At 36.1% G+C, this 24,408-nt stretch carries 26 protein-coding genes, 1 rRNA gene and 1 pseudogene; 14 read left to right on the plus strand and 14 right to left on the minus strand.

All coding sequences use genetic code 11. From position 1 onward, the window contains the following. Together SH601_RS16895 and SH601_RS16900 are read right to left on the minus strand one after the other, a co-directional pair. Nucleotides 1-62, minus strand: a 16S ribosomal RNA gene (locus tag SH601_RS16895); the annotation flags it as partial. 489 nt (nucleotides 63-551) lie between these two features. Further along, nucleotides 552-1,424, minus strand: a complete 873-nt coding sequence (locus SH601_RS16900; protein WP_319959517.1) for a nucleotidyltransferase-like protein — start codon at nucleotides 1,422-1,424, stop codon at nucleotides 552-554. Between the two features lie 210 nt (nucleotides 1,425-1,634). On the opposite strand from SH601_RS16900, the gene SH601_RS16905 reads away from it, so the two are divergent. Next, the gene (locus tag SH601_RS16905) at nucleotides 1,635-1,997 is read left to right on the plus strand and encodes a YgzB family protein (protein ID WP_319959518.1); all 363 of its coding nucleotides are present in this window, start codon (nucleotides 1,635-1,637) and stop codon (nucleotides 1,995-1,997) included. A gap of 21 nt (nucleotides 1,998-2,018) precedes the next feature. Here SH601_RS16905 and perR read toward each other — a convergent pair whose 3' ends face one another. From perR to SH601_RS16920, 3 genes are all read right to left on the minus strand, one after another. Next, nucleotides 2,019-2,468, minus strand: coding sequence for a peroxide-responsive transcriptional repressor PerR (perR, locus tag SH601_RS16910; protein WP_413775142.1), 450 nt, complete (start codon nucleotides 2,466-2,468; stop codon nucleotides 2,019-2,021). 281 nt (nucleotides 2,469-2,749) lie between these two features. After that, nucleotides 2,750-3,217: a thioredoxin-dependent thiol peroxidase gene (gene bcp / locus SH601_RS16915; protein WP_319959520.1), complete on the minus strand. Its 468-nt coding sequence runs from the start codon at nucleotides 3,215-3,217 to the stop codon at nucleotides 2,750-2,752. Between the two features lie 63 nt (nucleotides 3,218-3,280). Next, nucleotides 3,281-3,694: an ion channel gene (locus SH601_RS16920; RefSeq protein WP_319959521.1), complete on the minus strand. Its 414-nt coding sequence runs from the start codon at nucleotides 3,692-3,694 to the stop codon at nucleotides 3,281-3,283. Nucleotides 3,695-3,773: 79 nt separating this feature from the next. Here SH601_RS16920 and SH601_RS16925 point away from each other — a divergent pair, with 79 nt between their 5' ends. The 5 genes from SH601_RS16925 to SH601_RS16945 all read left to right on the plus strand — a co-directional run bounded on the left by SH601_RS16925 (nucleotide 3,774) and on the right by SH601_RS16945 (nucleotide 9,641). Next, on the plus strand, nucleotides 3,774-4,466 hold the full coding sequence (locus tag SH601_RS16925) for a response regulator transcription factor (protein WP_319959522.1): 693 nt from the start codon (nucleotides 3,774-3,776) through the stop codon (nucleotides 4,464-4,466). Nucleotides 4,467-4,471: 5 nt separating this feature from the next. After that, entirely contained in the window at nucleotides 4,472-5,476 is a 1,005-nt protein-coding gene (locus SH601_RS16930) for a sensor histidine kinase (protein WP_319959523.1), read from the plus strand. A gap of 124 nt (nucleotides 5,477-5,600) precedes the next feature. After that, a complete protein-coding gene (locus SH601_RS16935; protein ID WP_319959524.1) occupies nucleotides 5,601-6,377 on the plus strand; it encodes an ABC transporter ATP-binding protein in 777 nt (258 codons plus the stop codon). Then, a complete protein-coding gene (locus SH601_RS16940; protein ID WP_319959525.1) occupies nucleotides 6,352-8,259 on the plus strand; it encodes an ABC transporter permease in 1,908 nt (635 codons plus the stop codon). The genes SH601_RS16935 and SH601_RS16940 overlap by 26 nt, the downstream gene beginning before the upstream one ends. Nucleotides 8,260-8,351: 92 nt before the next feature. Then, nucleotides 8,352-9,641 carry a glutamate-1-semialdehyde 2,1-aminomutase gene (locus tag SH601_RS16945; RefSeq protein ID WP_319959526.1) on the plus strand — a complete coding sequence of 430 codons (1,290 nt, stop codon included), beginning with the start codon at nucleotides 8,352-8,354 and terminating at the stop codon, nucleotides 9,639-9,641. A gap of 71 nt (nucleotides 9,642-9,712) precedes the next feature. Here the strand turns inward: SH601_RS16945 and SH601_RS16950 are convergent, their stop codons facing one another. Then, on the minus strand, nucleotides 9,713-10,072 hold the full coding sequence (locus SH601_RS16950) for a DUF2512 family protein (RefSeq protein ID WP_319959527.1): 360 nt from the start codon (nucleotides 10,070-10,072) through the stop codon (nucleotides 9,713-9,715). A 112-nt stretch (nucleotides 10,073-10,184) separates the two neighbouring features. Between SH601_RS16950 and SH601_RS16955 the strand changes: the two genes are divergently transcribed. Next, nucleotides 10,185-10,697 carry a DUF3231 family protein gene (locus SH601_RS16955; protein ID WP_319959528.1) on the plus strand — a complete coding sequence of 171 codons (513 nt, stop codon included), beginning with the start codon at nucleotides 10,185-10,187 and terminating at the stop codon, nucleotides 10,695-10,697. A gap of 197 nt (nucleotides 10,698-10,894) precedes the next feature. Here the strand turns inward: SH601_RS16955 and bcbE are convergent, their stop codons facing one another. Further along, on the minus strand, nucleotides 10,895-12,100 hold the full coding sequence (gene bcbE / locus SH601_RS16960) for a bacillibactin exporter BcbE (protein ID WP_319959529.1): 1,206 nt from the start codon (nucleotides 12,098-12,100) through the stop codon (nucleotides 10,895-10,897). A 116-nt stretch (nucleotides 12,101-12,216) separates the two neighbouring features. Between bcbE and SH601_RS16965 the strand changes: the two genes are divergently transcribed. Continuing rightward, on the plus strand, nucleotides 12,217-13,305 hold the full coding sequence (locus tag SH601_RS16965) for an FUSC family protein (protein WP_319959530.1): 1,089 nt from the start codon (nucleotides 12,217-12,219) through the stop codon (nucleotides 13,303-13,305). Between the two features lie 81 nt (nucleotides 13,306-13,386). Here the strand turns inward: SH601_RS16965 and SH601_RS16970 are convergent, their stop codons facing one another. The 4 genes and pseudogenes from SH601_RS16970 to mutY form a co-directional block, all read right to left on the minus strand. After that, nucleotides 13,387-15,138 (minus strand): ABC transporter ATP-binding protein, encoded by a 1,752-nt coding sequence (locus SH601_RS16970; protein WP_319959531.1) that lies wholly within the window; start codon nucleotides 15,136-15,138, stop codon nucleotides 13,387-13,389. 29 nt (nucleotides 15,139-15,167) lie between these two features. After that, on the minus strand, nucleotides 15,168-15,695 hold the full coding sequence (gene ntdP, locus SH601_RS16975; RefSeq protein WP_319959532.1) for a nucleoside tri-diphosphate phosphatase: 528 nt from the start codon (nucleotides 15,693-15,695) through the stop codon (nucleotides 15,168-15,170). Nucleotides 15,696-15,852: 157 nt separating this feature from the next. Continuing rightward, nucleotides 15,853-16,011 (minus strand): annotated as a pseudogene (locus tag SH601_RS16980) (gamma-type small acid-soluble spore protein); the annotation flags it as partial. 121 nt (nucleotides 16,012-16,132) lie between these two features. Next, a complete protein-coding gene (gene mutY, locus SH601_RS16985) occupies nucleotides 16,133-17,194 on the minus strand; it encodes an A/G-specific adenine glycosylase (RefSeq protein WP_319959533.1) in 1,062 nt (353 codons plus the stop codon). Nucleotides 17,195-17,397: 203 nt separating this feature from the next. Here mutY and SH601_RS16990 point away from each other — a divergent pair, with 203 nt between their 5' ends. Continuing rightward, nucleotides 17,398-18,384, plus strand: a complete 987-nt coding sequence (locus tag SH601_RS16990) for a metal-dependent hydrolase (protein WP_319959534.1) — start codon at nucleotides 17,398-17,400, stop codon at nucleotides 18,382-18,384. Nucleotides 18,385-18,577: 193 nt separating this feature from the next. Here SH601_RS16990 and SH601_RS16995 read toward each other — a convergent pair whose 3' ends face one another. Continuing rightward, nucleotides 18,578-18,847, minus strand: coding sequence for a YfhJ family protein (locus SH601_RS16995; RefSeq protein WP_319959535.1), 270 nt, complete (start codon nucleotides 18,845-18,847; stop codon nucleotides 18,578-18,580). Between the two features lie 19 nt (nucleotides 18,848-18,866). After that, nucleotides 18,867-19,199, minus strand: coding sequence for a YfhH family protein (locus SH601_RS17000; RefSeq protein WP_319959536.1), 333 nt, complete (start codon nucleotides 19,197-19,199; stop codon nucleotides 18,867-18,869). Nucleotides 19,200-19,357: 158 nt separating this feature from the next. On the opposite strand from SH601_RS17000, the gene SH601_RS17005 reads away from it, so the two are divergent. After that, the gene (locus tag SH601_RS17005) at nucleotides 19,358-20,152 is read left to right on the plus strand and encodes an HAD family hydrolase (RefSeq protein WP_319959537.1); all 795 of its coding nucleotides are present in this window, start codon (nucleotides 19,358-19,360) and stop codon (nucleotides 20,150-20,152) included. A gap of 7 nt (nucleotides 20,153-20,159) precedes the next feature. On the opposite strand, the gene recX is transcribed toward SH601_RS17005, so the two are convergent. Continuing rightward, entirely contained in the window at nucleotides 20,160-20,978 is an 819-nt protein-coding gene (recX, locus tag SH601_RS17010; RefSeq protein ID WP_319959538.1) for a recombination regulator RecX, read from the minus strand. 59 nt (nucleotides 20,979-21,037) lie between these two features. On the opposite strand from recX, the gene SH601_RS17015 reads away from it, so the two are divergent. The 4 genes from SH601_RS17015 (at nucleotide 21,038) to SH601_RS17030 (ending at nucleotide 23,911) form a co-directional block, all read left to right on the plus strand. Then, entirely contained in the window at nucleotides 21,038-21,937 is a 900-nt protein-coding gene (locus SH601_RS17015) for a TIGR01777 family oxidoreductase (protein WP_319959539.1), read from the plus strand. A 336-nt stretch (nucleotides 21,938-22,273) separates the two neighbouring features. After that, nucleotides 22,274-22,813, plus strand: a complete 540-nt coding sequence (locus tag SH601_RS17020) for a GNAT family N-acetyltransferase (RefSeq protein ID WP_319959540.1) — start codon at nucleotides 22,274-22,276, stop codon at nucleotides 22,811-22,813. A 50-nt stretch (nucleotides 22,814-22,863) separates the two neighbouring features. After that, the gene (locus SH601_RS17025) at nucleotides 22,864-23,232 is read left to right on the plus strand and encodes a CidA/LrgA family protein (RefSeq protein WP_319959541.1); all 369 of its coding nucleotides are present in this window, start codon (nucleotides 22,864-22,866) and stop codon (nucleotides 23,230-23,232) included. Then, nucleotides 23,225-23,911: an LrgB family protein gene (locus SH601_RS17030; protein ID WP_319959542.1), complete on the plus strand. Its 687-nt coding sequence runs from the start codon at nucleotides 23,225-23,227 to the stop codon at nucleotides 23,909-23,911. The genes SH601_RS17025 and SH601_RS17030 overlap by 8 nt, the downstream gene beginning before the upstream one ends. Nucleotides 23,912-24,408 lie beyond the last annotated feature (497 nt).

Consider the following 24,408-nt stretch of genomic DNA (forward strand, 5'->3'; position numbering starts at 1 on the left):
ACTTGCATGTATTAGGCACGCCGCCAGCGTTCGTCCTGAGCCAAGATCAAACTCTCAATAAAGTTGACTTATGCTCACTTCTATAAGCTAGCATGTTTCATGTTTAAATTCATACTGGTTGTTTTGTTCAGTTTTCAAAGTTCAATGTTGCTGTCTTTTTTTGCGACAGCTTTTATATCATAACATCCTGTTGTTTCGATGTCAACAACTTTTTTGAAATTATTTTTTCGTTTGTTGTTGTGATATGTTGTTTTTTCATCCGCTGTTTCAGCGACGTTTAATAATATATCATGATACTTAACAAATAGTCAACAACTTTTTATATATTTTTTTATTTTATTATACAAACCTTATTTCTGTACCGCCATCAGCAGTATATGCGCCTACCTCACAAATGTGCTATTCAATAAAGTGAGACTTCAATTAGCGGAACTTACTAGGCAAGTATCATTCGATTATCTCCCTATTTTTTCTTTTTTATTACGTGAATGTTGAAGCGGAATACTACGGACGTCTTCAAGGTAATTAAAAAAGCAGGAGCATAGCGACTCCTACTTTCTTGCAATTTGATATTTTCGATGACGAATCAGTTCACTCTTCGTTTCTTCTAATACTACTTCTATCATATCTTTAGAAATTAAATAATCGACAACACTAACAAGGTCATACATATAAGGCATAACATCTGGATGTGTTTTTAATTCTCCAAAGCCCCATGGCGTTTCTCTTGTCTTCATTATTTCTAACAAATGCTCCGCACAAATTTCCGCTCGTTGATTGATAGCAAAGTCAATGGCAATTAACATTAATTCTACTCGTTTATTCATTTCTTCCGTACTTCTTACTAATTCTTCATATAGTTTATATACTTCTGGATCAATTCGCTTAATCTGATTCCATACTAATACCTCTGGATAATAACCTTTATCTAAAATAGTTATTCTACCTAAGTAATGTAAAGAGCGTAGCAATCTACTATATGCATCTAAGTAATTTCCTGATTCAAAAAGATCACGCGATTCCGCATAACTTCTTGTTAACTTCGAAAACTCAATCATTAATCGTAATTTTCTACTTTCACTCGGAAACACTCTTAATGTTTCTTTTAACTCTGCAAGGTACTCGTTACGATCATAAATAATCTTACCATCAATGATCCATTCTACCGCTCGTCTGTATGTACTTTGTTCGATCCACTCTTCTAATAAATCACGATCAATAACATGTAATGCAGCAGACTGCTCTTTGAATTCATAATGTTTCACAATCCACTTTTCCTCTAAGTCTTTAACTACCACTAATAAAATTGAATCAAAATTGTCTGTCTCTGGGCTTATTTCTTTCTTTTTCTCCATTACAAGTATGCCCATTGTGTTTCGGTTACTAGCCCTTTCTTGATAAATAGGACGCAAAATATCCTCCACTTGATTTCCCCCTCTATCCATTCATACTTAAATAATTCGATAAAAATATGCTAATCCCTTTTTCGTTTTTTATTTTTTGCTTTCTATTTTTTTACCCATTAAGTATGACATATAAACAATTATTATATAGTTATGGATAGGTCACAAGCTTTTTTATCATAATTATGCTATACTACAACCAAAATAACATAAGGTCTTGGGGGAAGCTCTATGGCAGATATTACATACAAAAGTAAGATAAATAGGATTAGAACTTTTGCTTTATCATTAATTTTTATTGGTTTTATCATTATGTATGTCGGCTTACTCTTTAGAAATATCGGTTGGCTCATGCTTGTGTTCATAATCTTGGGAACGCTAGCAATCATCTTTAGTTGTGTCGTCTATTTTTGGATTGGTATGCTTTCAACTCGAGCGGTACCTATTATATGTCCAAGTTGCGATAAGCCTACTAAGATGCTTGGACGAGTTGATGCTTGCATGCATTGCAAACAACCTCTCACATTAGACAAATCACTTGAAGGAAAAGAATTTGATGAACGTTATAATTCAAAGAAAAAACGTCGCTCATAATAGCGACGTTTTTTTGTTTTCTTATACAATTTGGTTTTTCTCTTTCTTGCATTCCTGGCAAACACCGTATACTTCCATTCGGTGATGGGTTACTTCAAACCCTGTTACTTGTTCTGCTAATGCTTCTACTTCGTCAAGACTCGGGTAGTGAAAGTCAACGATTTTCCCACAATTTTCACAAATCATATGATAATGATTAGACGTGTTACAATCAAAACGACTTGATGAATCACCATATGTTAATTCACGAACCAAGCCAATTTCACGAAATACTCGTAGATTGTTATAAACTGTTGCAACACTCATATTAGGAAATTTTCCTTCCAAAGCTTTATAAATGTCATCAGCAGTAGGGTGAGTTTCTGCTTTCAATAAAAATTCCAACACCGCATGACGTTGTGGTGTGATTCGAACGCCTGAAGATTTTAATTTTTCAACTGCTTCTTGTAGCATATGTTCTGACACCGTCATGCACCTCACTTTCTCCCACAAATTATATTATTAAAGAATGTGTATATTTGTACTATCCTACAATAGCACCAGTATTAATACAATTATTACTTTATAATTCTTACAATTAGTGTACTCCCTATATGCTTGGTCTGTCAATATAAGTATACGAGTTACGACTATTTTTATGCTTATACTCCAGCAATCAGCGAAAGTTGTAGACTCCCGTTAATTATCAAGCTCAACGCGAACGTTAAAATAATGTAAAAAAGTGCAAGCATATATATGCCTGCACTTTATCATTACATTTCTTCTTTAATATAATTCAATGCTTCTTCTACATGCCCTTTTACTTGTACATTACGGAATTCTTTTTGAAGTACGCCTTCTTTATCAATAATGAAAGTAGAACGAACAATTCCCATATACTCTTTACCGAATTTATTTTTTAACTGCCATACACCAAACTGCTCCGCTACTTCTTTCTCTTCATCTACAAGTAATTCAAAAGGTAGTTCATGTTTTTCAATGAATTTCTTATGACTTTCTGCTGAGTCTGGACTTACGCCTAGAATTACGGCATCTACGTCCTTGAAACTTTCGTGATTATCACGGAAATCACAAGCTTCTGTCGTACATCCCGGTGTATTGTCTTTCGGATAAAAGTAAAGTACAACATTTTTTCCTTTATAGTCAGAGAGTTTTACTTGCTCTCCTTTGTTATTCGTTAATGCAAAATCTTTTACTACTTGTCCAACTTCAACTGTCATGGTTACAATCCCTCCATCAATCATGATTACTTCAAGCGTATATGAAATGACGTTAAGTCTCAACTAATATACATTACGTTCCCCTTTACCTTGCCAGATTTTCAGGAAAAAAGCAGGTGGCAAAATGTAACCAATTAATGACTCAACAAGTGCTAATAATCTTCCCCACCCGATCGGTGTTATATCACCATAGCCAACCGTCATCAACGTAACCCCGCTAAAATAAAAGGAATGGCTTAATGTTTCAAAGAGCGGCAATTCCTCTAACTTTCCATCATCCAATAACAATACTCCCTCAAAAGATAAAACAAAATATAAACTGGCAAATGACGTGAGCACCGTAAAATAGACAACAAGTAATGTATAAAAGATTTCATAAGAAAAATAACTACGTTGATGTGCCTTACCGAATATAAAAGCGTATAAACTTCCCATTAATAAAAAGACAATCAATACAATCGAGATGACTGCAACCATGACATACCCCCTTTAGATTAAGTCTCCCTTTATGTTTTCCTATATTTAGTATACGATAGAAGGATAGGAGTGATGACGAATGAGACGTATTTATATTGTCGAAGATGACCCTAAGATTCGTGATATATTAGCGGACTTCTTGCAAAAATATGACTATCAAGTTGCTGTTGTGAATGATTTTGATCAAATTCAAGAAGAATTCCTAGATTTTCAGCCACAGCTTGTTTTATTAGATATTAATCTGCCGAGATTTGATGGTTTTTATTGGTGCCGTAAAATTCGTACAGTTAGTAATTGTCCTATCATCTTTATATCTGCACGTGACAGTGGAATGGATCAGGTCATGGCGATTGAGAACGGGGCAGATGATTACATAACCAAACCATTTGAATTAGAAGTGATTTTAGCCAAAATCAAAAGTTTGATGCGCAGAGTATACGGGGAATATCGTTCAGATAAACAGGTGAATCTCATTGATGTAAATGGACTTCAACTTAATACCTCTACATTCATCTTAGCTTTTGGCGACAAACAGTGTCTATTAACGAAGAAGGAATGTTTATTAGCTCAAGCACTTTTGAAGCATGCGGAACATATCGTATCCCGCGAATTTCTTCTGGAACAGCTTTGGGATGATCAAGATTTTGTGGATGATAATACATTAAGTGTCAATATGACAAGATTGCGAAAGAAATTAACTGATTTAGGGATTAAAAATGCTTTAACGACCATACGTGGCGTAGGGTATAAATTAGAAAAAGTTTGGAAGTGATGACGATGAAAGGATATCTCAAAGATCAATTAAGTTCGATTATCTTTCTCTATATACAAGTTGGATTGGTAATCTTCATTACATACCTCACTAACCAATTTGGCAATATTGGCTTTGATAAAACAGATATACTATATATTTTTCTCGTTGTTACCTTCTTACTTATTATTTATCATGCCTTTCGTTACACAAAATATCGAGAACTCTATCGTTATAGGATTGAGCAATCACAAGAATCTGCCTGGCTTCCAGATACACCTGATTACCTCACTACACAATTAAAGGAACAATATGAGAAGCAATATAGTCGTTATAAAGAGCAGGTAGATCAACTTCAAGCTGAAAAAAGGCAAGAAAATATCTTTATGCAGCAATGGGTTCATCAGATGAAAACACCACTATCCGTCATGCGTTTAACATTAGAAAAGGAACAACATAACCTTCCAGCTTCACTAAAGCAAAACATGGATGAGGAACTCGATCGATTAAAGCATGGCCTGCAACTTGTATTATATCAATCACGTCTCCAACAATTTGAACGTGATTTTCACATTGAAAAAATCTCACTAAAAGAATTAGTCCATACAACTATTCTAGATTTCAAATCAAGCTTTATTCGTAACCGTGTCTATCCTAAAATAGAAATAGATGAGTCGCTATACATCTATTCTGATCAGAAATGGCTTCGTTTCGTATTAGAACAAATCACGAGTAATGCGATTAAATACGCAAGCGAAACGAACAGTACTATCGAATATTTTGCATCTATTCAAGATAATCTCGTGGAGTTAAAGATAACAGACCACGGGATAGGTATACCAAAGAAAGATATACGACGGATTTTCGACCCTTTTTTCACAGGTGACAACGGCCGTCACTATCGAGAATCAACAGGAATGGGATTGTTTCTAGCCAAACAAATTATCGATGCACTAGAGCACAACATCAATGCCCAATCTGAACCAACAAAAGGAACAACGCTCACCATTAGTTTTGACCATTCTTCTTAGAAGGAAATCTTACAAAAATGTAAGGTTTCTTTTTATATTTGCAAGAAAAATCAATAGGTATTATACCGCTCTCCGCTTATAATTTGTAACAGAGAAAACATTTGTGTGAAAGGATGACAAGAAAATGAGCGTATTAGAAGCGACAAATATATCAAAAGTATATGGAAGCAAACGAGGTATTGAACAGAAAGCAATTGATCATATTTCCTTATCGATCGAAAAAGGCGAATTTGTCGGGGTAATGGGACCTTCAGGTAGCGGAAAAACGACATTACTTAACGTGCTCTCGACGATTGACCGTTTATCAGCAGGATCGCTTATGATTAATGGAACAGAAATCACCAAGCTATCTAAAGACAAGCTCGCCAAGTTTAGACGACGAGAAATGGGATTTATTTTTCAAGATTTTAATTTATTGGACACGTTAACCATTGGCGAAAATATTATGTTGCCACTCACATTAGACGGCTGGAAAGTAAACGAGATGGAAGCAAAACTAGCTCAAGTCTCTAAACAACTAGGCATTGATACTATCTTGCCAAACCGTAGCTTTGAAGTGTCTGGTGGACAAATGCAACGTGCTGCTATTGCACGTGCTATCATTCATGAGCCTGCCATTATTTTTGCTGATGAACCAACAGGTAATCTGGACTCTAAATCATCGAAACAAGTGATGGAAGCACTCGCTACATTAAACAATCAGAAAGAAGCGACAACACTAATGGTAACACATGATCCGTTCGCTGCTAGTTTCTGTGAGCGCATCCTCTTCATTAAAGATGGAAAAATATTTAACCAGCTCGACAAAGGAGATAATCGCCAGACATTTTTCCAAGATATCTTGAATGTACAGTCTATGCTAGGGGGAGATACAGATGACTTTCAGACAGTTCGCGTTTAATAATGTAAAGCGGAATGCTCGTCAATACCTTAGCTATTTCTTTAGTTGTATGTTCTCTGTTGCGGTGTTTTTTATTTATGCAGTAATTATGTTCCACCCTGCCATTGAGAATTATGATTTTCGTGCTACCGTTCAGTCTGGCATTACAGCTGCTGAAGTAGTTATTTTCGTTTTTTCCTTTTTGTTTGTACTTTATTCGACAGGTACGTTTATTAAATCTCGTAAGAAAGAATACGGTATTTTAATGACGCTTGGAATTAGCAAAAGACAGCTCAATCGTTTATTAATCTTAGAAAATACGATTATTGGTTTAGTTTCGATTATTGCCGGAATGGTTATAGGAATCATTTTTGCCAATATATTTATAATGGGCTTCTCTAGTCTATTAGGGCTTGAAGATTCATTAGGGTTTCATATTTCATGGAAAGCACTTGTATTAACATTTGTTTGTTATTTTATTATGTTCGAATTGAATTCTTTATTGGTTGTATCGACATTAAGAATTAATTCCATCGTTCATCTATTTCAAGGCGCGAAAGCACCAAAGAAAACACCGAAATTCTCTTGGATACTTGCTATGATCGGGCTACTTTTAGTGATTGCAGCTTATTACTTAGCCTGGACAGCGACGATGATGTCGATAGCTGCCAAAATGTTTCCAATCTTAGCCTTGATTATTCCTGGTACGTACTTATTATATACACAGTTTTCTGTATTATTTATTCACCTGCTCAAGAAGAAAAAGCGACTTTTCTTTGCTAAAACAAACCTACTGACCATTTCTGAATTGAGCTATAAATTAAAGGATCATGCCAGATTACTGTTTTTCGTGACCATTTTAAGTGCTGTAGCATTTACTGCTTCTGGTGTTATTTATGGAACCTATCAAGGTGCCGAGGAAGAAGCAACAGCTAACTCACCGCAAGACATTTCTTTTTCTAGTCAAGGTACGGACAATATGGAACAAGCAGATATAGAGATCAAGCAAGTAACAACAGCACTTGAGAAAGAAGGAATTGACTATCAATCATTATCCGTTAATATGACAGAAGTATTATTAACAGTTGATAATTGGAAAAGACCAGTAAGTCTATTAGCCTATTCCGATTTTCAATCATTGCTAGATTTAAATAAGGAAGAAAAAACAGATGAGTTAGATCCCGATGAGGCAATGCTGTTAGCTTTTCCATTTGAGATAGAATTCTCAGAGACATTTGACGGGGAGGTAACGTTTCAATCTGAGAATCATACAGAAACATTACAAACCAAAACTATTCCTTCTATCATTAATTATAATCTTTATGTAAGCAACACAGTTGTAGTTAGCGACCAAATCTATGAGCAGTTCGCATCTGTTGCTGAACCTAGTGAACATATACGCTATGTAGCTCTTTCTGTTGATGATTGGCTAGCTAACGCAAAATACATTAATGAACATGTTGAGAAAGTTGATACAGACATTGTTTATAGTTCTGATAAGGCTAGTGACTATTTGCTCCTTAGAAATACGTTAGCTTATGCGTTATTTTTCGGCATGTTTATTAGCATCCTCTTCTTTCTAGCAGCAGGGTCCATTCTTTACTTTAAATTATATCAGGACCTTGATAAAGACATCAGGCAATATCAAGCACTGTATCGCATTGGTTTAACAGTCAGTGAAATGAAAAAAATAGCAACGAAACAACTTGCCTATCTATTTTTCATTCCTTTTGTCCTAGCGGTCATTCATGCTAGCTTTGCTTTTAAAACATTACAAAATATGTTGCAAGCTTCTGTGTTACTACCTAGTATCATGCTTATTAGTTGTTACTTATTGGTGTACACGATTTATTTCTTTTTTATCAGAAGATTATACATTAGAAAAATACAACAGGTAATGTAAGCTATTTTTCTCTCCGTAGTTAAAAGTGCTATAATAGTACCGTGAGATTTCCGTTATTGGTCATCTTACACTTTAATTACGGAGGTTTTTTTATGCAATTTACCCAATCAGAAGCTTTACATAAAGAAGCACAACAACATATTGTCGGAGGTGTTAATTCACCATCTCGTGCCTATAAAGGAGTCGGTGGCGGCTCACCTGTATATATGGAAAAAGGAGAAGGTGCCTATTTTTGGGATGTGGATGGTAACAAATACATCGATTATTTAGCTGCATATGGTCCGATTATTACTGGTCATGCACACCCACATATTACAGAAGCAATCAAGCGTGCTGCTGAAAATGGCGTATTATATGGTACACCAACAAAGCTTGAAAATACATTTGCCCAAAAATTAAAAACAGCCATTCCTTCATTAGATAAAGTCCGCTTTGTTAACTCTGGTACAGAAGCAGTGATGACAACCGTTCGTGTTGCTCGCGCCTATACCGGACGCGAAAAGGTTATTAAATTCGCCGGCTGTTATCACGGACACTTCGATGCAGTACTTGTACAAGCAGGGTCTGGTCCATCTACATTAGGTAATCCTGATTCAGCTGGTGTAACGAAAGCAACAGCTCAAGAAGTCATTACTGTACCTTTTAATGATATTGAAGCATTTAAAGAAGCTCTTCATCATTGGGGTGACCAAGTTGCTGCCGTATTAGTAGAACCAATCGTCGGCAACTTCGGCATTGTAGAACCAGAAGAAGGATTTTTACAACAAGTAAATGATCTTACGCATGATGCTGGTGCCTTAGTTATCTATGATGAAGTTATTACTGCTTTTCGTTTCACATATGGATCCGCTCAACAAATCGTCGGTGTAGAACCTGATATGACAGCAATGGGTAAAATTATCGGTGGTGGCCTTCCAATTGGTGCTTACGGTGGAAAAGCAGAAATTATGGAACACGTTGCACCATTAGGTCCAGCTTATCAAGCAGGGACAATGGCTGGTAACCCAGCTTCTATGTCAGCAGGTATCGCTTGTTTAGAAGTATTAGAACAAGAAGGTGTTTACGACAAACTTGACAAGTTAGGAGCGATGCTGGAAAAAGGTATGCTTGAAGCCGCACAGAAACACGGGATCGACATTACCGTTAACCGTCTAAAAGGTGCATTAACATTGTATTTCGGATCAGACAAAGTAACGAATTATGCACAAGCAGAAGCCTCTGATGGAGAGAAGTTCGGCCAATTCTTCAAGCTGATGTTAAAACAAGGAATCAATCTTGCTCCTTCTAAATATGAAGCATGGTTCTTAACAACTGAACATACAGAAGAAGATATTCAACAAACCATTACATGCATTGATCGCGCATTTGCTGAAATGGCATAATGACAAAAGGACAGAAGTTAGCACATTGCTAGCCTCTGTCCTTTTTTAATTAATGAAAAGAACACTTTTCACTATGAAGCTGTTGCTTTATCCACATTTCCAGATTTAATCAAAAATCGATGTAACAGATATTCACATATACCTAAAATAATCGTTATCGTCAATGCCCCACCGAATGATACATATGCACCTCTAAACATATTAGAGATCAAGTAGACAATTACAAATGCTGTGATGACATCAAGGATAACACTCATCGATAATGTTCGACTATTCAATAACGCATACTCCAACGCCAAGCCACTTGCTATCAAAAGAACGATAATTACTAAAGGCTGCCACATTGCTCCATATTCAACATGGTCTGTGATAAACATCGCAAGGAATACAACAATTGGTATCGTTATTAGTTTAACAATAAAGCTAATCATCTTGAACACCTCCTCCTATAGTTTCTCTCGACAAAATCGTTTTATTCTCGTATAGATTCAAACAATCATACAAATAATAGCTATGTACGAAAATCAGAAAGGAGTGACTAAGATGGGAATTCTTTCAGGAGATCCAAAAAAACAACCTTTACACTATGGTGAAATTTCAAGTATCTGGTCCTATTTATTAGCAGCTAAAGGTAATTATGCCGCTTACCAAACATTTCTGAACCATTGTGGTGATGGAGACGTAAGAAAGCAATTAGAAGATGGGATTGCTCAAATCAAACAAGAAAGTGAGCTCATCGAAGAAATACTAAAAGTAAACGGTATTGCACTACCACCAGCTCCTCCTGAGCGTTCATACGCAACATTAGAAGATATTCCAGTAGGAGCAAGGTTTAATGACCCAGAGATTAGTATGACTATCTCAGGTAATATCGCCAAATCCCTTGTAACATGTAGTACGATTATCGGACAAAGCACAAGAGAAGATGTTGCTATGCTGTTTGGACAATTCCATATGAATCATGCTCAAGCCGGTGCGAAAATGCTACGCTTGAATAAGGAAAAAGGCTGGTTAATCCCCCCTCCGTTACACACGAACATTCCTACCAAACAATAAAGTGAGACTTCAATCAGTGGGAGTTTTTTACTCCCACTGATTGTTAGCGAAACTTATCAGGGAATTAGCGTCCGTTTATCCCCTACTTAGCTTCCTTGTTCTAACTCACACCTTGAAGTGGGGGTTTACGGACTCATGCACCGTGAGAAGCATGTTTTAGAACCCGTTTCAATCCAATGAAACGGGTTTCGTTTATGTTATTCACTTTCTTTCGGACTTGGTTTAATTGCAATAAACGTGAGAACCATCGCCACTGCACATAAACCTGCTAAAAAGTAATACATCCACTCTGGGTTTTTTTCAATAAAGATTGCGATTATTGGCGGACCTGCTGCAACACCTAAAAAACGCATACTGCTATAAAGAGATGTTACCGTTCCGCGAACATCCTTCTCTATCCCTTCTGTGATTAAGGCATCAAGCGCTGGCAAAGAAATACCGATGCCAATACCTGCAATAGACAACATAATTGACATATAAACCATTGTTACATCAGGCTTAATAAAAAGAAGTGGAACAGCCCCAATGCAATTACCAATAAAAATAACCCACTTCATCGCAACCTTATTCTTACCAATTTTTTTTCCTGCTATAAAAGATGCCATACATAAAAACAACAATGGGATTGCTAGGATAAGCCCCTTTATAATCCCTTCCATCTGATAATTTTTTTCGAGAAGTGTGGAAAAATGAAATAAAAAACCAAACAAGACAAACATCTGAATACAACCAATGATAAATGTACTAACTAGCCATCTCCCATTATTTTTGAATACTTGCTTGATCATGTCAATAAACTCTCTAAAGGACTGTCCTTTCTTTTCCTTGTTATCCTTAGGTGGTTTAACAAAGAAAGCAACTAACAGTATAGAAATAGCTGAAAATATTGGAATAAACAAAAATGGTAAGTACCAAATAACAATAGCAAGTGCTGCTCCAATAATCGGACTTAACACTTTTCCAAATGTATTCGATGTTTCAATGATACCCAGCCCTGTACTGACTTCCTTCTCCTGCTTGAACATATCACCAACAGTTGGAAGTACTACTGGGAAGGCTCCCGATGCACCTACTCCTTGTAAAAATCGGCCGATTAAAATCATTATAAAGGGGTTTTCCATTTTCCATGCAGCAATGGCGGAGATAAGTCCGCCAATTCCAGTAATAATTAAACTTGGAATCATTACTTTTTTTCGGCCAATTTTATCAGATAAGTATCCTGCAAATGGAATCAAAAGTATTGCAACAACAGAATATATCGTTATAATCAAACTTGATTGAAATGATGTTATATTTATCTTTTTTTCCATTATCGGGAGAATTGGGATTAACATAGAGTTGCCCAATGTCATGACAATAGGTATTGATGCTAGTGCGATGAGATCTAATTTTTTATCTTTCATGATTTTCCCTTCCATCCAACTGGTGTATAATGCTATATATATTTTTCACGATGTTGCACTTTTCATACTTTAAATTTTAGCGAAAAAATTGGTGGAATAACTAAAGGAGGAATTTAATGAAGCTGGGAGCTCGTATTTTAAAAACTGGATTTGCTATTACTGTCGCGATATATGTCGCCCATGTTCTCGGCTTAGAAGCTGCTACTTATGCAGGTATTGCAGCCGCTTTTGCCATTCAACCTAACATATATCGCTCATTTCAAACGATGCTTGAACAAATTTACGCGAACATCTTTGGTGTTGGTATCGGGGCATTAGTTGTATTTGGACTCGGAAATGACCCATTTGTCATTGGGTTTACCGTTATTATCATTCTTGCAATTTGTATGCATTTTAAAGCAAATGAAAATACAATTGCCCTAGCACTTTTCGCGGTACTTGCTGTAATGGAAACAACAAACATAGAGTTATTTCATTTTGCAGTTATACGATTTTCAGCATTAACATTAGGTATATTAGCTGCTTTCATTGTTAATATGGTATTTTTACCACCTAATTATGAATTGCGCTTATTCAAGTCTATCGATCAAGTTACATCAGATATTTTACAATGGTTACGGATTTCAACGAGACATCTATCAGACGACCCTGCCCTACGTACGGAGATTAGCCGTATTGAAGCAGAAGTGCATCACATCGACTATACGTATTTATTATTTAATGAAGAAAAGTATTACTTCCGCAGGTCAAGAATGGCCAAAATGCGAAAGTTAATCATCTTTAGACAAATGATTAACACATCGAAAAAATCATTAGCAACATTAGAAGGATTCCATCAATATGATGAAAAAATCGAAAATATTCCAAAAGAATTTCAACACGTATTAGTAGATGAATTGGATAAATTAATTTATTCTCATGAGCGTCTTTTACTAAGTGCGATGGGAAAAATTAAGAAAAATACCACTAGACCGATTGAGGATATTACAGACCCTGATATTCCACACCTTGTCGAAACATTAATACATGTATATGAACAAGATGAAAAAGACCGTCTTAGCTTACTACCACTAGCTGCACGATTAATGGAATATCATAAAGAAATTTTACATTTACAACGAATATTAACTAGCTATCAAAAGTTTCATGAAGATCTCGATTTCAACTTTAAGAAAAAACGAACAAAAGTATTACCTGATAGATAAAGTAAAACTTATCAGGTAGTTAGCCGCCGTTAGACCGTGATAACGAAAAATCCCGTCCACAACATATGAACGGGATTTTTCTTATTCACTATCTAATTCTTGTACTTGATATAAATCATAATAGTGGCCTTGTTGTTGCATGAGCTCATGGTGTGTTCCTTTTTCGACAATTTCACCATTTTCAATTAATATAATTCGATCAGCATGTGTAATCGTAGATAATCGGTGTGCAACGATAAAGGTTGTTCGATCAGATGCGAGCTTTTCCAAGGCTTCTTGGATAAGATGCTCACTTTCTAAGTCAAGCGCTGATGTTGCCTCATCTAAAATTAATAATGGTGGGTTTTTTAGAAATACCCTTGCAATCGCAATACGTTGTTTTTGTCCACCAGATAATTTCACACCACGTTCTCCAACTAGTGTTTGATAACCATCTGATAACCCCATAATAAATTGATGGGCATTCGCTGCTTTTGCGGCTGCAATTACTTCTTCCTCTGTAGCTTCAGGATTACCCATACGGATATTCATCGCAATTGATTCACTAAATAGAATGTTATCTTGCAAGACCATTCCTATCTTATCTCGTAAAGATCTTGATTGAACATCTCGTATATCTTGCCCATCAATCAATATGCGACCACTTGTTACATCATAAAACCGTGGAATTAGACTAATAACTGTCGATTTACCGCCACCACTCATTCCGACTAATGCGATCGTTTCTCCTTGTTTCACATCAAGGGTAATATCCTTTAAGACTTCTTCCTCATCATCTTCATAACGGAAAGATACCTGATCAAATTCTACTTTACCTTCCACACTTTGCAAGGCCTTTGCATCCTTTTTATCTTGAATATCATATTTTTCATCAATAAACTCAAAAACACGATCCATTGATGCAATGGATTGAACAAGCACGGTAGAGGAGCTAATTAATCTTCTTAATGGACTATAAACACGATCCATATACCCAACAAAAGCAGCAATTGTACCGACTGTTAAATCAGATGTAATAGCAAAATATCCAGCAAAACCGATTACTAACAGTGGCGCTACATCTGTAATAGTATTCATGACAGCAAAAGTTTTTGCATTCCATGAAGTATGATCTATCGCTCGTTTTAGGAAATTACGATTTTGTTTATCAAATTCTTTCTCTTCATAATCTTCTAATGCAAAACTCCGAGTAACAGGTATTCCTTGTACACGTTCATGCAAGTGACCTTGCACTTCTGCTAAAGCTTGTGATCTCTTTCTTGTGAGATCGCGTAATTTCCCGTAAAAGATTTTCACAGATATTGCATATAGCGGGAACAGTGCAATCGAAACAATGGTTAACCATACATCCATTGTAAGCATAATACCAATTGCAATTAGAATCGTAATCATATCTAACCAAATATTCATTAAACCTGTCATAACAAAGTTTTTAGTCTGCTCTACATCATTAATCACTCGTGATATAATTTCACCAGTTTTCGTTTTAGAATAGAACTTCAAGCTTAATCGCTGAATATGGTCAAATAATTGCTGACGAATATCATACAGTATTTTGTTCCCTGTCCACTGTGCTAAGTATTGACGGTAATATTCAATTGGCGGGCGTAAAATGATAAAGAGAATCGTAGCAATTCCCATTAACCAAAACAATTGCGATAATTTTTGATCTGATGTCAATGCTTCCGCGCCAATAATATCATCAATCACAAATTTAACGATTAAAGGCATTAAAAGAGGGATACCGAATTTCACGATCCCTATCAATACCGTTATTAAGATCTTCCATTTATACGGAAGTACAAATTGCATATATCTTTTCATACTATTCAATGGTTTTCGTCACCTCTCTTCTAGCTGTCTTAACGATATGTTAAATATAATTCATACCATTGATCAACAAATTCAGGTGAAAATGGACCCTTACGTTGTCTCACCCAATGGAGCAAATGATCAACATTGTTCCAAAGAATTTTATCTAATACTTTCGGATAATTCATTTGCTCTTTATGTAAAGCATATTCATCTTCATCAAGCAATGTATATGTCATATCTGGAAATACTTTTACGTCCAGGTCATAATCGATGTACTTCACCGCACCATCCTCAAATACAAATGGTGAACTGATGTTGCAGTAATAATAGATTCCATCATCACGTAACATGCCGATTACATTGAACCAATACTTCGCATGAAAAAAGCAAATCGCAGGTTCTCTTGTAATCCACGTACGTCCATCACTTTCTGTTACTAGTGTCTTATCATTTGCTCCAATCACCCGATTATTCGTTCCTTTTAAAACGGTTGTTGTATCCCAGACACGATGGAGCTGACCATTATGTTTATAGCTCTGTATTTGGATTGTTTTTCCTGGTTCTAGGCCATCCATTCGTATCTCCCCTTCTATATATTTAGTATTATTTAATTATACCGATAATTATTTGTAATTGAAAACAATACAATTTGGACAATATAAAAAGCCTGACTCCCTCCATAAAGAGAGCCAAGCTTTTTCTTAAAGAATTGTCTTATTTTTTGTTTTGTTGAGACTGTTGGTTTTGCTTACGCACCTCTTGTGCATCTGTTTCACTAGCAAATTCTGTACCAAATTGTCCTTGTCCCTGTGCAGCTTGTTGATTTTGACGCTTCACTTCAGCAGCATTTGTTTTGCTTGGGTTTGCTTGGTTATTGTTACGCTTAGCCATCACTATCACCTCCACGAACATTAATTTACCCATGCTCGTATTTTTTATCCAAAGTTTTTAGGTAAGGTGATGAAAACTTTCAGCTTCAACTTTTAATTTTCCTTTACAAAGGCATATTCTGTTATATTTGTTTATAAATATTTTGGTGTGACACTGGTAATGGATATTGTTCAATTGCTTGTCGTGTTAACTTCACCATATTATTAGATATTGTTGGTTCACCTTTTATTCGAATGAACTTCACATCAAGATGCCATGTTAAATGTGAAAACACATGTTTTACTGGTTCCAAATCCTTTGTCGATACTATTTCTATTTGAAACTTCTCTTGAATATATGCAGCTAAATGTTGTTCGTCCACTTCTTTTGTATCAACCATCGGAAATTGCCATAATTGTGCTAGCAATCCTTCAGATGGCCTTTGCTCAAGTAAAATGTTACCTGCTTCATCTTCTAAAACAAGGGCAAAATAAGAACGGAATGATTGCTTCACTTTTTTCTTCTTGATTGGCAATGTTTGCTCCACACCTTCACGATAGGCGATACAATGTTCTTGTACTGGACATAACAAACAACTCGGTTTCGTAGGTGTACAGACTAAAGCTCCTAATTCCATTAGACCTTGATTAAAAGCAGATGGATTTTCCTGTGATATTAATTCTCTAACAGCCGCTTCAAACGTTTTTCTCGTTTTAGGTTTGGCAATATCTTCTTCAATTAATAAGACTCTTGATAGAACACGCATGACATTACCGTCAACAGCTGGTTCTGCTTTATCAAAAGCGATACTCAATACCGCACCTTGTGTATATGGTCCAACACCTTTTAAGTCACCGAACTGCTTAGGATCATCTGGCACTTTGGCATCATACTGTTCCACCACTTCTCTAACAGCAGTTTGCAGATTTCGGGCTCTTGAGTAGTAACCAAGACCTTCCCATGCTTTTAGTACATCTTGTTCTGGAGCTTCTGCCAAAGCAGTTACTGTTGGAAATTTTTCCATGAAATTATTAAAATACGGGATAACCGTATCAACTTTTGTTTGCTGTAGCATAATTTCCGATACCCATACTCGATATGGATCTTGATTTTCTCGCCAAGGTAACATTCTTTGTTCTTCTTCAAACCATGTGATAAGATCTTTTTGAAAATTGGATATATTAATAGTAGACGCGTATTTCATAGTTATTCATCCTTCGTGGTACAATATAGTTAGAAAAGCTCAGAAGCGCCCGTTTATGGCGCTCGCGTAGACAAACACCCAAATTTTATACTTTCCTTCCTTATTAGAAAAGCGCAGAACACCCGGTTTCTCGGTGTTCAGAGCTAGGTAATTTGATATTCAAACTGAAGTTTGGAATTAATAACAAGAAAGGGGCAGCTGAAATGGACACTGGTACTCATATTGCAATGGGTATAGCCATAGGGGGCTTTGCTACTTTAGATCCAGCGGTACAACAAGATTCCACTCTTTTTATCGCTGTTATGACGGGTGCTATCATTGGTTCTCATGCACCAGATTTTGATACCGTACTTAAATTACGCGACAATGCCACTTATATTAGAAATCACCGTGGTATGACACATTCAATTCCAGCTGTTATTTTTTGGGGTATTTTGATTTCCTCCATTATTTACTTGTTCATTCCAAACGTGAATTTTCTTCATTTATGGTTATGGACATTCTTAGCAGTTTGTCTCCATGTATTCGTTGACTTATTCAACGCATATGGTACACAGGCTTACCGGCCATTCACAAAAAAATGGGTAGCGCATGGATTTATTAGCACCTTTGATCCTTATATTTTCAGCCTGCACATTATTGGAATAATTGCATGGCTACTTGGCGCTAATCCTGGCTACACATGGATAATGATTTATTTCATTATTGTATTGTATTATATTAAACGTTATCTCGACAAGCGAGAAATCGCAAAAATGATTCATACGAACTTTCATCATGTAGAGTTTATCGCAACCTCTCCTACTATTAAACAGAACATTTGGCGTGTTGCCTTCTCTACCGATCAGCATTATTTTGTTGGAAGAGTAGAAGACGGTCATGTGGAAATTGATGATAAGTTCAATAGACAGAATATTCCTGATAGTCCGCTTATGAACTATGCATTGCAGGATAAAAATATTTCTGCCTTTTTGTCCTTTTCTCCCATTTATCATTGGGAAATCAATATGTATGATGATTTTACAGAAGTCCGCTTTATTGACCTGCGTTATCGCTCTGAAGGCTATTACCCTTTTGTAGCTGTCGTACAGATTGATGATAACATGCGAACGATGAATTCTTATACAGGTTGGATATTTTCCGAACAGAAGCTTCAAGACAAATTACAATTAAAAGGGAATACTGTCTAACAAGACCATAACACTTACTATAAGAGACTGGGACAAAAGAGTAATTAGATAGGAAAAATCCGAACATTGAAACATGATCAAACATCGCTTCGGCAAGATACTTCGCTTTCCGCGGGAGTCTACGTATTTTGCCTACGCTTAGCATAGAATTGTTCGGATTCTCATTCTCCCTATTTAATTATGTCCCAGTTTCTTAATGCAATCGACTATTTCCACCGTTAATTAGCTGCTGGTATTTTGGGTATCTTGTTGCAAAGTCATTTAACTTATCTCCATATTGTTCAATCCAATGACGAACAATTTTCTTTGTAACTTCTACACCTTCGTATTCTCTACCTGCTTTTGCTCTTGTTGATTCGAAATCTTCCCAAAGTAGTTCTACCCAACTTCGAGCTTCCAATATTGTTAAAGATGGATTCTTCTCATGTAATTCTTCTGCTAATATTTTGATTTCCTCTTGCATCTCTATTCCCTCACTTACATTATGTTTGTTTATTACCTAAAATTGATAACGGAACTGCCTCTTTCTGTTCATGCTTTTGACCAAGTAAATTAAAACGATATCCCCAAGCGAATACACCATTGATGTAAGAAATCTCAAATCCTTGACCGGGATCACCTGCCAATTCATATCGCTCCCCCTTATGGAAATCACCTGGATTTACAAGATAAGCAGCAGCCATTTGCATTTTCCTTTGCAATATCTCATATTCACTCACATTACCCCATTGCTCCGCTTTTTGTAACTGTTCCTTCAACTGTGCGACCTCTGCCCGTAATTCCTCTACTGTATATGTACTATATCTTCGCTCCATTACCACACCACCATCTATGATTGTATGTTTCATTATTATTTATTTTACCATTACAAGCGAATTTGTAAAAATATCGTAAACCGAACCTTAATATATTTCTAGTCAAGCTATTCCGATGTATAATAATAAGTAACTCTATATTTAAAGGATGGTCTAGCTTGATTCGATTATTTGCAACAGACTTAGATGGAACATTATTAAAACGAGGAAATATCATTAAGCAAGAGGATATTGACGCAATCGGTCGCCTACACGAACAACAGATTGATTTTGCTGTTGCGACAGGCCGAATGGAGAGGGATATTATAAGGATCTCTCAAGAAATAAAGCATGATGCACATCGAATTAGTCAAAACGGTGCTTTCGCACATACTAAAAACAATGACGTCATTTTAGCTAATACATTTGATGTAGCAACAAGTAAAGCATTACACAAAGCAGTAAGTGCATTCACTACTCCATTTTGCATTACAACAGCTGATGAAGCATATATTTCCTTTAAAACACCTGAAATTAAAGCAATGGATGACTATGCTTACTTCCCAATTGTTGAAGGTGTGGACTTTGAAGATGATTATAATGATGAATTTTTGCCAAGTAGGTATATGTTAATTGGTGATGAAAAAGATATTTTAAACAGCCAAAAACAGATAGATGAAGCTTTTCATGAAGTAAGTGAAAGCTATCAATCTGACCCACGCTGTGTCGATATCGTACCAAAAGGTGTAAGCAAAGCAGCAGGGCTAACTGCCTTAGCAAAGCATTTACATATTGAGCTGCATGAAATTGCTGTTATCGGTGACTCTTTTAACGATATTCCGATGTTTAACATGACACCTCACAGCTTTGCCATGAGTACAGCACCAAAAACGGTACAACAACAAGCAGCACATGTTGTGGACGATGTATTTGAAGCAATTGACTTTATTCAATCTAAAGTGAGCACTAGCTAATTAGTGCTCACTCTAGATTTTCGCCAATAAAGCGGTCAATTAAGTCCGAGGCAAACCCTTTGCGATACAAGGCTGCTTTTACCTTTTGCTTTAATTCAAAACCACTAGCTTTCTTCTTGTATTTCGTTAGGATTTTCTCGCCTTGGAATACAATTGCTTGATATTCCTCGTCACTGTCGTGCTCTAACTCCATATTGTTTAACACTTCAGCAATTACTTGAAATGAGAATCCTTTTTGTAACAATGCTTGCTTGATACTATCTAATTGTTGTTGTAGCGACTTCTTGCTAGAAGCTCTTAATTTCTTTTTGGCCCATTTCTCCACCTTTTCGTATTGCTTTTCAAATGTGTAAATAGTCAATACTTGTTCCACAATAGATGGTTGTATGTGCTTCTCGGCAAGCTCTTTTTTTATCAAAAGTGGTCCTTTACTTGAAGTTTCGATTCTCGTTCGTACTAGCGCTTCACTGAAGGCAGCATCATCAATTAAACCTTCTCGTTTCAAACGAGCAATCACTTCATCAATATACGTATCATCGACTTCTTTTCTTTTTAGATAATCAATAAGTTCTTGTTCTGCACGCATCCGATAACTCAAATACCTAACAGAAAGAGTATATGCCTTATAAGATTCATCCTTCTCTTGAATCTGTTCAATCATTTCAGATGTAAGCTCTAAGCCTTTTCGAAGATAAAAGTCTATCAGAATGTCTTCATTGACACTAAAGCCATAGTATTCTTGATTATTTTCTGTTAAAAAAACATTATACCGGTGTTTTAATTTCTTTTGCGTCGTTATTTTAGATATGACGGGCAATCTAATCACCTCTTTTATTTAGTTTAACAGACAAACATTTGTTCCGCAAATAGATTGGAGGGTCACCTATGAATATCGCTATAGCAGGAGGCACAGGCTTCATTGGACAACATTTAACAAGAGCATTGACTGCTCGCGGTGATATGGTCTACATCTTGACTCGCTCTCCTGAAAAATATCAAAATACGAACAACATTACGTTTATTGGCTGGCTAAAGGAAGGGAATCAACCAGAAAAGCAACTTCCGAAATTGGACGGGATCATTAATCTAGCTGGTGATTCCTTATTTGGGTATTGGACTAAAGCGAAAAAAGACAAAATTTATCAAAGTCGCATTAATGCCACATACGCTATTATCGATTTAATCGAAAAATTACCTACTAAACCAGATGTATTAATTAATGCATCTGCTGTTGGCTATTTCGGTATATCTGAAACGAATACTTTTACAGAACAATCTACAGCAATTGGTGATGACTTTCTTGCCGAAGTAACAAAAGCATGGGAGGAAACTGCATTACAAGCACAATCATATGGTGTAAGAACGGTTATCGCACGACTCGGTATCGTACTTGGATCTAAAGGTTCTTTACCAATGATAACGTTACCTTTTCACCTTTTTATTGGTGGTAGACTTGGTTCCGGGAAGCAGTGGGTTTCTTGGATACATATTCAAGATGTTGTCAGACTGTTTCTGTATGCCCTTGACCATCCTTCAATTGATCGTGCTCTAAACCTGACTGCACCAACACCTGTTCAAAATAAAGAGCTAGCACAGACGATTGCTACTACATTACACAGACCTAATTGGTTTGCTATTCCAAGCTTTTTGCTCCGTACACTTCTTGGTGAAATGAGTATGCTAATCATTAGTGGACAAAAAGTAATACCAGAAAAAGCCCGTCAATTTGGCTATCAATTTCAGTATGAAACGATCACTGAGGCATTAGCTGAAATCTATGATTAACCTTCATATTTGTCGATAAAGTGAGACTTCAACACTTATTTATATTGATTATATTAAGTTAACGTAAATTTTCTTCATTTTACTCTTGTTTTTTCTATTTTACTATTTACATCTAGCTATTCTTTTGTGTAATATGGTGATACAAAATTGTTGTAACATGATTAGAAGGGAAGGCAAATGGTGCGCCACCAGCTTGAATTATGCTGGTTCTAGTGGGTTCGATTCCCACCCCGAATTTTTGTTTGAAGTTTGATAAAAATTCGAGGGTGGGAGAGCACTACTATGCCATGATTCTGTCTTTTTCTCACCCTCCACTACTTGAAGGAGGGATTTTTTATGCTCAAACGAAGAGATGTTCAAGATGCTCCAGCATTATTTTCATTAATGTCAGCCCCATCTGTGTTTCCTTATGTACGACACAAAGCTTATTCCGTTGATCAACTTTATTTTTTAACCAAACAAACTATTGAAGCAGAAGAGTGTGGCGAACTAATTTCACGTACCATTGTTGATGAATATTTTAACCCAATCGGTACAATCAATTTATTTGATATAGAAAATAAAACAGGATTTTTAGCAACGTGGGTTGGTAAGCCCTATTTTGGGAAAGGCTATAACAAATTAGCGAAGGATGCCTTTTTTGAAGAAGTGTTCTATCAATATGAAATGGATGCAATTTTTATGAAAATTAGACACAACAATACACGCTCATTAAAAGCAGTGTTGAAAATCCCTTTTGTACTTCATGGCAATCAAAAATATCCTAGTGTTTTTCAAAAAATTAATCAGGATGCATTTCGGTATGATCTATATGTCATAACGAAGGAAAATTATTCTTCACATATGGAAACAATCGGTTCTGTCAAAGTGCAATAACTTGCATAGCCACTTCCTCTAGGCGTATGATGGTACCGGAGGTTTCAGCTATGAAATACGTAAAAATAATCTTACAGATCAGTGTGCTATTTTTATTCTATTACATTGGTGAGGCGATTCAATCCGCCTTTTCACTATTTATCCCAGGTAGCATCATCGGAATGATGCTCTTTTTTGTGTTGTTATTAGGAAAGATTATTCGAGTAGAATGGATAAGTGATGGTGTTGATTTATTAATGAGAGATATGCCTATCTTCTTTATTCCGGTCACTATTGGAGTGGTTGAATACTTAAATTTCTTCGTTGGTAAAGGGAGTTTAATGATACCACTCATCATCTTTAGTACCTTAATCATTATTACGGTTAGTAGCTTGATTACATCGTTACTACTTAAGAAAGAAGCGAACGCACATGAATAATTTATTAATAGGACTTATTTTTCTAATAGCAACTATTCTTGTTTATATTGGAGCAAAGAAACTCTATCAGAAATATCCTAATCCATTGACATTACCGATTTTTTTAACTACTTTATTTTTTGTTCTTTTCTTAAGTATTAGCAATATTTCTTATGATACGTATATGATCGGTGGGCAATGGATTGATCTGTTTCTCGGACCAATTGTTGTATCATTAGCATTACCACTTTACCGTCAGCTCCCATTAATAAAAAAATATGCTGGATCCATTTTTATTGGTGTCTTAACAGGCTCTGTTATTGGATTAGTAACCGGGGTTATCGGGGCAAAGTGGCTAGGATTTGAATCATGGATTGTTCAATCTGTCGCAGCAAAATCTGTTACAACCCCTGTTGCCTTAAGTATTACAGATGCAGCTGGCGGAAATCTATCTTTTGCTGCTGTTTTTGTTATGATAGCCGGTTTTAGTGGGGGAATGTTTGGCCCTGCCATCTTACAATTATTGCAAATCGACCACCCTGTCGCTCGTGGCCTTGGAATGGGAACAGCCTCACATGCGATTGGTACTGCTAAAGCATTAGAATACGGGGAATTAGAAGGAGCTGTTAGCGCGCTAGCCATGACACTTAGCGCGATTATCGTATCATTCTTAGCACCCTTATTGTTAGGGATGTTGTGATTTTGTAATGAGAATCTAGATAAAGTTAGACTTCAATCAGTGCGAGTTTTTGACTCCCACTGATTGTTAGCGAAACTTATCAGGGCGTTAGCGTCCGTTTATCCCCCACTTAGCTTCCTCGTTTTCACTCGAACCTTGAAGTGGGGGTTTTACGAACTCATGCACCGTGATAAAATGTTTTTTCTCGAAGACAAATGTTTCATGTTTTTAAATTTGTCTTCGAGAAAGTTTTATTTACACTTTTGGTTCGGTTTGCTCTCTTTTTTGTTCATATATAATTTTTTCTACACTTTCTATTCGATTCGCTCTACTTTTTGTTCATATATGATTTTTTCTACACTCTCCATTCGGTTCGCTCTCTTTTTTGTTCATATATGATTTTTTCTACACTCTCCATTCGGTTCGCTCTCTTTTTTGTTCATATATGATTTTTTCTACACTCTCCATTCGGTTCGCTCTCTTTTTTGTTCATATATGATTTTTTCTACACTCTCATT

The sequence above is a fragment of the Gracilibacillus pellucidus genome, from assembly GCF_033949965.1.
Lineage (GTDB): Bacteria > Bacillota > Bacilli > Bacillales > Amphibacillaceae > Gracilibacillus > Gracilibacillus pellucidus.

Coding starts and splice junctions, on each gene's coding strand:
- SH601_RS16905 (WP_319959518.1), top strand. CDS start 1,635: ATGGCAGATATTACATACAAAAGTAAGATAAATAGGATTAGAACTTTT.
- perR (WP_413775142.1), bottom strand. CDS start 2,468: ATGACGGTGTCAGAACATATGCTACAAGAAGCAGTTGAAAAATTAAAA.
- bcp (WP_319959520.1), bottom strand. CDS start 3,217: ATGACAGTTGAAGTTGGACAAGTAGTAAAAGATTTTGCATTAACGAAT.
- SH601_RS16920 (WP_319959521.1), bottom strand. CDS start 3,694: ATGGTTGCAGTCATCTCGATTGTATTGATTGTCTTTTTATTAATGGGA.
- SH601_RS16925 (WP_319959522.1), top strand. CDS start 3,774: ATGAGACGTATTTATATTGTCGAAGATGACCCTAAGATTCGTGATATA.
- SH601_RS16930 (WP_319959523.1), top strand. CDS start 4,472: ATGAAAGGATATCTCAAAGATCAATTAAGTTCGATTATCTTTCTCTAT.
- SH601_RS16935 (WP_319959524.1), top strand. CDS start 5,601: ATGAGCGTATTAGAAGCGACAAATATATCAAAAGTATATGGAAGCAAA.
- SH601_RS16940 (WP_319959525.1), top strand. CDS start 6,352: ATGACTTTCAGACAGTTCGCGTTTAATAATGTAAAGCGGAATGCTCGT.
- SH601_RS16945 (WP_319959526.1), top strand. CDS start 8,352: ATGCAATTTACCCAATCAGAAGCTTTACATAAAGAAGCACAACAACAT.
- SH601_RS16950 (WP_319959527.1), bottom strand. CDS start 10,072: ATGATTAGCTTTATTGTTAAACTAATAACGATACCAATTGTTGTATTC.
- SH601_RS16955 (WP_319959528.1), top strand. CDS start 10,185: ATGGGAATTCTTTCAGGAGATCCAAAAAAACAACCTTTACACTATGGT.
- bcbE (WP_319959529.1), bottom strand. CDS start 12,100: ATGAAAGATAAAAAATTAGATCTCATCGCACTAGCATCAATACCTATT.
- SH601_RS16965 (WP_319959530.1), top strand. CDS start 12,217: ATGAAGCTGGGAGCTCGTATTTTAAAAACTGGATTTGCTATTACTGTC.
- ntdP (WP_319959532.1), bottom strand. CDS start 15,695: ATGGATGGCCTAGAACCAGGAAAAACAATCCAAATACAGAGCTATAAA.
- mutY (WP_319959533.1), bottom strand. CDS start 17,194: ATGAAATACGCGTCTACTATTAATATATCCAATTTTCAAAAAGATCTT.
- SH601_RS16990 (WP_319959534.1), top strand. CDS start 17,398: ATGGACACTGGTACTCATATTGCAATGGGTATAGCCATAGGGGGCTTT.
- SH601_RS16995 (WP_319959535.1), bottom strand. CDS start 18,847: ATGCAAGAGGAAATCAAAATATTAGCAGAAGAATTACATGAGAAGAAT.
- SH601_RS17000 (WP_319959536.1), bottom strand. CDS start 19,199: ATGGAGCGAAGATATAGTACATATACAGTAGAGGAATTACGGGCAGAG.
- SH601_RS17015 (WP_319959539.1), top strand. CDS start 21,038: ATGAATATCGCTATAGCAGGAGGCACAGGCTTCATTGGACAACATTTA.
- SH601_RS17020 (WP_319959540.1), top strand. CDS start 22,274: ATGCTCAAACGAAGAGATGTTCAAGATGCTCCAGCATTATTTTCATTA.
- SH601_RS17025 (WP_319959541.1), top strand. CDS start 22,864: ATGAAATACGTAAAAATAATCTTACAGATCAGTGTGCTATTTTTATTC.
- SH601_RS17030 (WP_319959542.1), top strand. CDS start 23,225: ATGAATAATTTATTAATAGGACTTATTTTTCTAATAGCAACTATTCTT.